The sequence below is a fragment of the Salegentibacter tibetensis genome (assembly GCF_020164485.1).
GTDB lineage: Bacteria > Bacteroidota > Bacteroidia > Flavobacteriales > Flavobacteriaceae > Salegentibacter > Salegentibacter tibetensis.
Genome location: NZ_JAIQZA010000075.1, coordinates 1 through 2,330, shown reverse-complemented (window position 1 = coordinate 2,330; position 2,330 = coordinate 1). Strand labels below are relative to the sequence as shown.

General features: G+C 31.5%; 1 protein-coding gene. It reads right to left on the bottom strand.

Annotated elements, in window-relative coordinates:
• Positions 1-593: 593 nt before the first annotated feature.
• The gene (locus LB467_RS18485; RefSeq protein WP_224475632.1) at positions 594-857 is read right to left on the bottom strand and encodes a hypothetical protein; all 264 of its coding nucleotides are present in this window, start codon (positions 855-857) and stop codon (positions 594-596) included.
• Between the last annotated feature and the right edge of the window lie 1,473 nt (positions 858-2,330).

Sequence of the window (2,330 nt, the reverse complement as noted above, 5' to 3'; positions counted from 1 at the left end):
ATAGAATAATAAAAATATCTACACCTTAAAAATCACCAATAAAAAAAGCGACCAAGTCAAAAAATATATTTTTGCTTGATCGCCTTCATAAAATTACCTCAAAGGAGATAGTTTTTCAGTGCCCTCTTTTTCAAGACTGGTTTTTTCTATTTTGCTCCCCCTCAAGGACTCGAATCAAGGAGAGCTATAGCAGTAGTAACCGTCGTTCCAAAAGGTCACCATTAATGGGTATCCGAAAAGTATGCCTTTTTTAATTATCTTATTATAGAACTTAGGCTAAAATATTTTAAAATTTTCTAATAAACGAATATTTCATTACGATTCATAAAGCTTTCTAGCTTCCGCATTAATGACCGCTTTAACCTCATCTTTATATTTGGTATAATTGGCAAACGTCAAAATAGAATCTGTGGAAATTTTATGTAAAAAAAGAAAATCACTATAAACATTTACGATAGAAAATGCTCCGTTATCCCATCTACTGTAATCAAAATACTATTATTATCAATAATTAATTCATACTCAGCTTTTTTAACTATACCATTGGTTGTAATTAATAATTCGCCATTTGCACGAAAAATGTACATAATATTCTAATCTTTATTTATCAGAATCCAAGTACATCCAGTTAAATAACTTTTGCTTATATTTCGTTCTGCATACTTTTTGACCTTCCCATAATTGGTTTTTATCATTGATTTTGAATTTCTGATAGCACGACCAATTAATGATCTTGAATTTTTCGTTTCAGAATATTTCTTTTTGGCTTGAGTTGTCAAGACCGCATATCTAAATATTAAAAATATAGCAACCAACACTGCTACCACCACCAACGCTTTTAATGAGTCTTCATCCATCTTATTAAGATATTAAGTTAGAATTCCTATACAAACCTTCATTTAAAACTTTCAGATATACAAAAGTTATTTAAGATCCAGCCATTTTGCAACAGTTTCTCTTTCTTTTCTATGATTAATTGTTTCTATCATATCGCGCGTCATTTATCACAAATCAAATGGCGGATTATTCTATTTTATTATTAACCTTAATTTTTGCCAGGAATCTCGCTTTCTTTTCGGAAGCCTTATTTTACAGCAATTTCCCAAATGATGCAAACGATATTTCTGAATATACCTACAAGTTTTTTCAGATTACAAATAACTTCGGTAGAATCTTATAGCTATTTTATCTTAATCTGAAAATATACAATTCAAATTAATAAAATCAATATGATTAACAGCGGAGAGCCATGTACTTTTCTGGTTATTTTCGACTGGAAATTTGAGAGTAGGTTTAATAATTATTTTGAGAACTTTTAGTTGTAATGTATCAGTTTATGGAATTTTGCTTTTTTCCATATAAGATTGCCAAATAACAAGCACATATTTTTTTCTTCCGTTTTCAACTCTGTTGAGAAAGCCGAATTCATATACAAAGAAATATACATCTCCATTTTTATTTTTCCAGTAATGCGTAAAAAAGCTCGGATCGAAACCCTGTGCTATTAGTCTTTCAGCCCTCACTGTTGCTTTTCCAGATTTGTTTTAAGATTTAAGGAGTCTACGGTTGATCTTTAATTGTTTAGCTACTCGTGCATAGAAACTAAAATTGTCTTCCTGCATTTTTCGATAGTGATAGGCAATTTTGCAGTGAGGGTCACAGAATTTTTTGTCATTTCGTCCCTTAAGTTCTTGTTCGCAGGCGAGGCAATATTTTTGTTTACGGGTCATCATAGCCGCTTTAATCGTATAATATACGAATAATACACCCCTCTAGTTATGTTACAAGCTATTTTTACCTGAGAATAAATATATAAGTCTGAAGCATTTAATGATCCAAAATCGGAAATATATAGGCTTGCAGTTCTATGCCGATATGGTATTATAGGCAATGGTGAAAGAATTGCCTGGGGTAGTGGAGTGAAGATTATCATATGCATTACCTGCCTAACAATTCAAGAAACCATGATGCCATCTATAAACAATTTCAAGGGGTAGCCTGGATAAACAGAAATTGCCTCTTTGCAGAACGAAAACAAAATATTTACGGTCATTAGAGGGCTGACCATCCAAAAATCGGAGTATGTGAAAGTTTAAACCGAAATAAATTAATGATTAAACCGAGGTACGAAAATCGAAAGAGTAGAATTTAGTATAACTATAAATAGCTATCCAAAATTATATTAAGCTATTTTTTAAACTTAAAATTATGAAATACCCATGATTTAGCCCACGCAAACACCGATGAGTTTTTTGCTTAAATTTAAGTGATGTAAAAACTTATTGGGATGAAAGCAATTGACTACGAGCAGGTTATTTCCGTGGGATGCG